Here is a 7,569-nt window from a genome sequence, read left to right as displayed (position 1 = left end):
TGTAAAAGTCATCGAATTGACAAAGAACAATGAAACTGAATTACTTTATCGTAACATTTGTACTACTCTAAACGAAAATGAATTTAAAAAAGCAGCATAAGTTTTCGCTCAATTGGGGTATCAGTGATATTTTTTACGAGTTCATCATTGGGAGGTTAAACAAATTTAGCAGCAAGAGAAATTGACGGCTTGGTACACGGAGGTTTAACATGACTCAGTGCGTTTTATTGAATGCAGACTATACATTTTTAAATGTAGTGGATTGGAAGAGAGCAATGTGTCTGCTGACCAAAGGTAAGATTACAGTCCTGAAGTATTCTGATAGAATAGTTAGAACTGCTGAAGGCGTTGCCATGAAAATTCCTGCGGTAATGAAGCTGATCAAATTAATAAGGGCTCTTTATAGAACGAGAGTTCCTTTCAGCAAGAGAAACGTTCTGGTAAGAGATGGTTTTAAGTGTGCATATTGCAGCGCCAAAAAAGACAAATTGACCATTGATCACATTATACCAAGATCCAGAGGCGGCAAGACAGATTTTGAAAATTGTGTGGCTGCATGCAAGCCGTGTAACAACAAAAAGGGCGATAAAACTCCCAGCGAGGCAAATATGTATCTCAAAGTTAAGGCGTATCAGCCGACAATTTCAGAGTTCTTAAGGTTAAAAGTTAAAAAGCTTGGTATTTATGAAGTCCTGAAAGGATTTGGAATTTACTAGGCTGGTTCCATCTTTATATCCTATCTTGCCACCGCCTGTGCTTCATCTGAGAGACAATGTCAAACTAATAATTACTCAGGAGAATAGACCGATGGCTGAAGGCTGTGAGATTGCTTCAGCCTAAATGGTTGGTAGTTACTAAAAAAAGGAAAATCATGAAAGGAATCATTTTGGCCGGCGGATCAGGAAGCCGGCTTTACCCGATTACCCGTGTGGTCAGCAAGCAGCTTTTACCTGTTTATGATAAACCCATGATCTACTATCCCTTGTCGGTTTTAATGCTGGCCGGGATCAGGGAAATACTTATCATCTCAACTCCCCAAGATTTGCCTGATTTCGAAAGACTGTTTCAGGACGGTTCCAAACTGGGGCTTAACTTTTCCTATGCCGTCCAGCCAAGACCCGAGGGGTTGGCCCAGGCTTTTGTCATAGGCAAGTCATTTATCGGAGATGACCATGTTTGTCTTATCCTGGGGGATAATATTTTCTACGGCCATAATCTTTCGGACACATTAAAAAGGGCCGTTTGCCTGGAAAAAGGAGGGCGAATTTTCGGCTACCTGGTTCGTGATCCCGAACGGTATGGGGTGGTGGAGTTTGACGGAGATGGAAATGTGATGGGGATTGAAGAAAAGCCGTTAAAACCAAAATCGAATTATGCCGTTCCCGGACTTTACATTTATGACAATGATGTGGTGAGCATTGCAGCAGGTATACAGCCGTCTAATCGTGGAGAACTAGAGATTACAGATGTGAATATGGAGTATCTGAAAAGGGGCGAGCTTAAAGTGGAGCTTTTAAGCAGAGGGTTTGCCTGGCTGGACACCGGCACCCATGAAGCCCTGCAACAGGCATCCAGTTATGTGCAGGCAATCCAGGAACGCCAGGGACTCAGGATTGCCAGCATAGAGGAGATTGCCTTTCGCCTTGGATATATTGATGATAGCCAGCTTGAGAACATTGCCGCAGATATGCTGAAAAATGAATACGGACGGTACCTTATGGATATCGTTTGTGAAGCCAGAGTATAAGAAAATGCATGGCCGCTGGTTAAGCAACGTGTTTAACTTTAAGTATTAAGTTTTAATGATCTAATAGGCCATTAACCAGGAACCCAAAGCGTAACACTCAAGTTTTGCATCTCTGATTTATTTCACTGTCAAGACGGTAAGGGGTAAAAATGTAATTTTTACCCCTTACCGTCTGTGGATTTTGCTAAACCAAAGGGTGCAAAACCTGATGAATTATGGAGGATTAAATGGATTACAAGAAGACACTCAACCTTCCGGCAACCAAGTTTCCGATGAAGGCAAATCTGGCCAAGCGTGAGCCGGAGCAATTAAAACACTGGGAAGAGAGCCGTTTGCTTGAGAAGATCAGAAATACTTCAAAGGGGAGTGAACTTTTTATTCTTCATGACGGACCTCCATATGCAAACGGTTATATACATATCGGTACGGCTTTAAACAAAATATTAAAAGATATTATCGTTCGGTCAAGGCAGATGATGGGCTTTGATGCGGTCTACGTGCCGGGGTGGGACTGTCATGGGCTTCCCATTGAACATAATGTGGACAAGGAGCTTGGAGATAAAAAAAATGATCTTTCCATGGCACAGGTTAGAAAGCGGTGCAGGTCATATGCGGAAAAATTTATCAACATTCAGCGGGAAGAGTTTAAACGGCTCGGTGTAATGGGTGAATGGGAGAATCCATACCTGACCATGAACTATGCATACGAAGCCACCATTGCCAGGGAGTGCGGGAAATTTGCGCTTAACGGGAGTCTTTTCCGGAGTAAAAAGCCTATATACTGGTGTTCTACCTGTCAGACTGCCCTGGCGGAAGCAGAAGTAGAATATCATGACGAAGCATCGCCGTCGATTTTTGTTAAGTTTCCCTTGAAAGATGACATCAGCAAAGAAGAAAAAGCGGTCTTAGGGAAAAAGGTCTTTGTGGTGATCTGGACCACCACCCCCTGGACGATTCCGGCGAACATGGCCGTCGCCCTTCATCCTGATTTTAAATATGTTGCAGTGGATGTGGGGAACAACGAAGTTTTTATTTTGGCCGGAGAGCTGGTGGAAAGATGTATGCACACCTTTGGTATGGCAAACTATAAAATTATTGCGGATATTGATCCGAAGATGCTTGAACGAAAAAAGTGCATGCACCCCCTTTATCACAGGGAATCGATGTTAATTTTGGCAGACCATGTGACGCTTGAGGCCGGTACAGGATGTGTGCATACGGCTCCGGGTCATGGCCGCGAAGATTATGAGGTTAGCCTGCTGTATGACATTGATGTCTATTCCCCCATAGATGACAAAGGCTGTTTTACTCAGGATGTTGAGTTTTTCAACGGGCAGTTTGTTTTTGAGGCCAACAAAAATGTCAATGCAAAGTTGAAGGAAACCGGAGCACTCCTGGCGGAGGAAACAATCGAACATTCATATCCTCATTGCTGGCGATGCAAACAGCCGGTAATCTTTCGTGCCACGCCCCAATGGTTTATTTCCATGGATAAGACGGGCCTGAGGAAGAAAACCCTTGAAGCGATCGACCGGGTGGAATGGATTCCCCATTGGGGCAAGGAAAGAATATACAGCATGATCGAAAATCGACCCGACTGGTGTGTATCCAGGCAGCGGGCCTGGGGTGTGCCGATTACCGTATTTTATTGTGATAAGTGCGGAGAGCTTTATATCACCCAGGAAATCATTGATCGTATTTGCCGTGCATTTGAGAAGCATGGTGCTGATATCTGGTTTGAAAAGGATGCGGATGAATTTCTTCCCCAAGGAGCGCTGTGTGAAAAGTGCCAAAATACATCCTTTGTTAAGGAGACCGATATTTTGGATGTGTGGTTCGATTCAGGGGTGAGCCATGCAGCCGTACTTGAGCAGCGTCCTTATCTAAGATGGCCTGCCGATCTTTATCTGGAAGGAAGTGACCAGCACAGGGGGTGGTTTCACAGTTCCATTCTGACCGCTGTGGGAACAAGGGGAACTGCGCCCTATCACGCGGTGTTAACCCATGGATATGTTGTGGATGCCCAGGGAAAGAAGATGTCCAAGTCCCTGGGGAATATCGTGGCCCCAAGCGAGGTGATCGATAAATTCGGGGCGGAGATATTGCGTCTTTGGGTGTCCGCCTCTGATTACAGGGATGATATCCGTATTTCGGAAAAGTTTTTAAAGCAGCTAAGCGACGCGTATCGAAGGATAAGAAATACCTGCCGGTTCCTGCTGGGTAACCTCTCTGATTTTAATGTGGAAAAAGATTCTGTTTCCTATGCATCGATGCCGGATATTGACAGATTTGCCCTGCACAAATTGCAGGAACTGATCGAAAAAACCCGGAAAGCCTATCAAACGTACGAATTTCATCTGGTGTATCACGCGTTTTACAATTATTGCACCCTTGATCTTTCCGCATTCTATTTAGATATTCTAAAAGACAGGCTGTACACTTCACCAGCGAAATCAAAAGAAAGGAGGAGTGCCCAGACCGTCATGTACAGCATGCTGAACGCCATGGTGCGGCTGATGGCACCGATACTGTCATTTACCGCAGAAGAAATCTGGAGTTTTATGCCGGAACAAAAGGAAAAAGAGGAAAGCGTTCATCTGGCCTCCTTGCCCGTGGTAAATGAAAACTGGATAGACGAAAGTCTGGCAGGACAATGGGAACGGTTGCTCGAAATTCGCTCCGAGGTGACAAAGGCCCTGGAAGAAGCCAGGGCCCAAAAAATTATCGGGCACCCCCTTGATGCGGCGGTAACCATTTCGTGTAAAAAAGAGATGAAGCACATCCTGGATCCTTATGCAGATGAGCTAAAATCTATATTCATTGTTTCTAAAGCATCACTGGTTGACGGTGAAAGGCTTACCGGCGCATATGAGAGCAGCGATATAGAGGGCTTGTGCATTAAGGTGGAAGTCGCCGGGGGAGATAAGTGCGAAAGATGCTGGATACATGAACCTTCGGTTGGGACCAATCCGGATCATCCTACCATTTGCGATCGGTGCCGACATGCGCTGGATCTTATCGCGCAGGAAGAATCGGTATGAACGCTTTTTACGCCAAATACATAAGGCTTGTCAGTGTTGCCGGATTGGTTGTAGTTGCCGACCAGATCACCAAAACATTGATCTTGAAATCAATGCCTCTTTATCATTCAGTGACGGTGATACCCGGATTCTTCAACCTCGTTCATATTCAAAATCCAGGTGGCGCTTTTGGGTTTTTGGCCAATCAAAGCTCAGCTTTGCGAACCGTCGTATTCCTTTTTATTTCATCACTGGCGGTGGGATTGGTTTTCTGGTTCTATAAAAACACGCCCAAGACACATCCATGGCTTGCCACCGCTTTTGCCATGATTTTCGGAGGCGCTATCGGCAACCTCATTGACAGAATACGTTTTGGAAAGGTGATTGATTTTCTTGATTTCTACCTGGGGGATTTGCACTGGCATGCTTTTAATATAGCAGACAGCGCCATTTCCGTAGGAATTACTGTTTTTATTTTTCACCTGCTGTTTAAAAAACTGCCCGAGTAGAACAAAAGCGAGCAAAATGTACCCCATCCTTTTTAAAATTGGAAAGTTTTCCCTCTGCAGCTACAGTTTTTTCATAGCAATCGGGTTGATACTGGGGATATTGATTGTCAGGAAAGAGGCCAACAGGACAGGAGAAGATCCGGAAAAGATCATGGATCTGTGTTTCTATTTGCTGATCTCGGCTATTGTCGGGTCACGGCTGTTTTATATGGCGACAAACCCCGTTATATTTTTTCAGGATCCTTGGGAAATAATACGAATACAAAACGGGGGTCTTGTTTTTTACGGAGGATTGATCGCCGCCCTGATCACAGGGCTCATCTATATGAAATCAACAGCCATGCCCCTTTGGAAAACGGCTGACATGTTGGCCCCGGCTATTGCAGTGGGCCAGTTTTGGGGAATGATTGGTTGTTTTTTTACGGGCTGCTGTTACGGAAGGGTATCCGATTTTCCCTGGGCAGTGACCTTCACCCACCCACATTCTCTTGCGCCTACCGGTATTCCTATCCACCCGGTACAGCTTTATTTTGCTTTAAATTATCTTATTATCTATGGTGTTTTACTTGTTTTTCGTAAGTATAAAAAATTTGACGGCCAATTATTCTGGATTTACGTTTTGCTTTTTGGGGTGACCTTTGCCACCCTTGAAACATTTCGCGGCGACATCCAAAGCTACTCTGTTTCCGGGGCGTTATCTGTTTCCCAAACAGTCGGCGCAGGATTGGCGATGATTGCCGCTGTGATGATTATGCTGCTTAGAAAAACGCCGGAAACAAATTAAAAACTTTATATCACCGCATTCTTTTAAAACATGCCAACCATAAATTACCAAGAGCTGGAAAAATATATTAAGGATAAAAAAGAGGATCAGCTCGCTCCTGTGTTTCTGATATATGGAGAAGAACTGCTCTGTAAAGAAGCATTTGAAAAGATTTTAGATGCCCTTGTTCCCAATTCCAGACGCAGCCTAAACTATGAGCCGTTTGACGGATCCAATGAGGATATGGGCGAAATTATCGCGCGGGTAAATACATTTTCTCTTTTATCCGGTAACAAGGTGGTCTCTATCATTGACTCCAGGGTATTCTATTCCAAACAGGATGAAGAAAAGATACTCAAAAAAGTAAAGGAAGAATACGATAAAAACGATATTAAAAAAGCGGCCAGGCATTTTTTAAGCCTTTTAGGGATGTTAAATCTTTCCTTTGAAGATGTCGATAAAACAAACAGAAGTAAAACGTTCAAAAGATTTACTAGCTTCAACAGCGACGAAAAATGGCTGGATGAAATTATTGATTACTGCCTTGAGAGCAGACAGTCTGTGCCTTCCGGTGAGAATAAAAGCAAAAAATTGCAGCAGGCCATTGACAAAGGATTTCCCCAAGGAAACCATCTGATTATTACCACGGATTTTGTGGATAAAAGGAAAAGCCTTTATAAGGGCATTGAAAAAAAAGGGATCATCATTGACTGTTTTGTGCCGAAAGGAGATCGACGGGCTGATAAAATAGCCCAGGAAAAGGTCCTTAATGAAAAGATGAAATCGATTCTCAACCAAAACGATAAGACCATGAGCCAGGATGCATATAAGGCCATGTATCAGATGACCGGTTTTGACCTGCGGACCGTTTCCAGCAATATGGATAAGCTCATCAGTTATGTGGGAGGACGGAAAAGTATAACCGCTGAAGATGTGAGGTTTGTCTTAAAACGAACCAAAAAAGATCCGATATATGAATTTACCAACGCAGTCACCGATAAAAACATTGAAAGGGCCCTTTTTTATCTGGATTCTCTCCTTGGTGGTGGCCAAATCGATCATCCGCTTCAGCTTTTAACTGCAATAGTCAACCAGGTCAGAAGGCTTCTGATAATTAAGGATTTTACCGAAAGTTCCCGAGGGGTCGTCTGGTTTCCCGGATGTCGGTATAATCATTTTCAAAGCAAGGTGATGCCGGAGATAATTGAGCATGACCGAAAATTTTTACAACAGGTGGATGATTGGAAAAACATGCTTTCAGCAGAGAAGGGTGATCATAAAAAGCAAAAAAAAGGCGGGAAAAAGAAGAAAAAAAGCAAAGTGTCCGCAGATCTTGTTATTGCCAAAAATCCCCAAAACCCCTATCCTGTGTTTATGATGTTGCAAAAATCTGACCGATTTACCACCAATGAACTCCTTGATGCTCTTGAGTGCCTGAGTCATGCGGATTTAAGGCTCAAAAGAACAGTACAGAATTCAAAACTTATATTGGAAGATGTCCTTTTTAAAATATGCATGACGGGAAATTAG

General features: G+C 43.7%; 6 protein-coding genes. All 6 read left to right on the top strand.

Annotation, left to right across the window (positions count from 1 at the left end):
* Positions 1-227 precede the first annotated feature (227 nt).
* Positions 228-716, top strand: coding sequence for an HNH endonuclease (locus SWH54_20015; GenBank protein ID MDY6793557.1), 489 nt, complete (start codon positions 228-230; stop codon positions 714-716).
* 155 nt (positions 717-871) lie between these two features.
* Entirely contained in the window at positions 872-1,747 is an 876-nt protein-coding gene (rfbA, locus tag SWH54_20010) for a glucose-1-phosphate thymidylyltransferase RfbA (protein ID MDY6793556.1), read from the top strand.
* Positions 1,748-1,974: 227 nt separating this feature from the next.
* Complete coding sequence (gene ileS / locus SWH54_20005; protein MDY6793555.1) at positions 1,975-4,788, top strand: isoleucine--tRNA ligase; 2,814 nt, start codon at positions 1,975-1,977, stop codon at positions 4,786-4,788.
* Entirely contained in the window at positions 4,785-5,276 is a 492-nt protein-coding gene (gene lspA / locus SWH54_20000) for a signal peptidase II (protein ID MDY6793554.1), read from the top strand. Before ileS ends, lspA begins: the two co-directional genes overlap by 4 nt.
* 16 nt (positions 5,277-5,292) lie before the next feature.
* Positions 5,293-6,060, top strand: coding sequence for a prolipoprotein diacylglyceryl transferase (gene lgt, locus SWH54_19995; GenBank protein MDY6793553.1), 768 nt, complete (start codon positions 5,293-5,295; stop codon positions 6,058-6,060).
* A 30-nt stretch (positions 6,061-6,090) separates the two neighbouring features.
* Entirely contained in the window at positions 6,091-7,569 is a 1,479-nt protein-coding gene (locus tag SWH54_19990) for a hypothetical protein (GenBank protein ID MDY6793552.1), read from the top strand.

Source organism: Thermodesulfobacteriota bacterium (assembly GCA_034189135.1).
In the GTDB taxonomy this organism is placed as follows: Bacteria; Desulfobacterota; Desulfobacteria; order Desulfobacterales; family JAUWMJ01; genus JAUWMJ01.
This window is presented reverse-complemented; position numbering and strand designations above follow the sequence as displayed.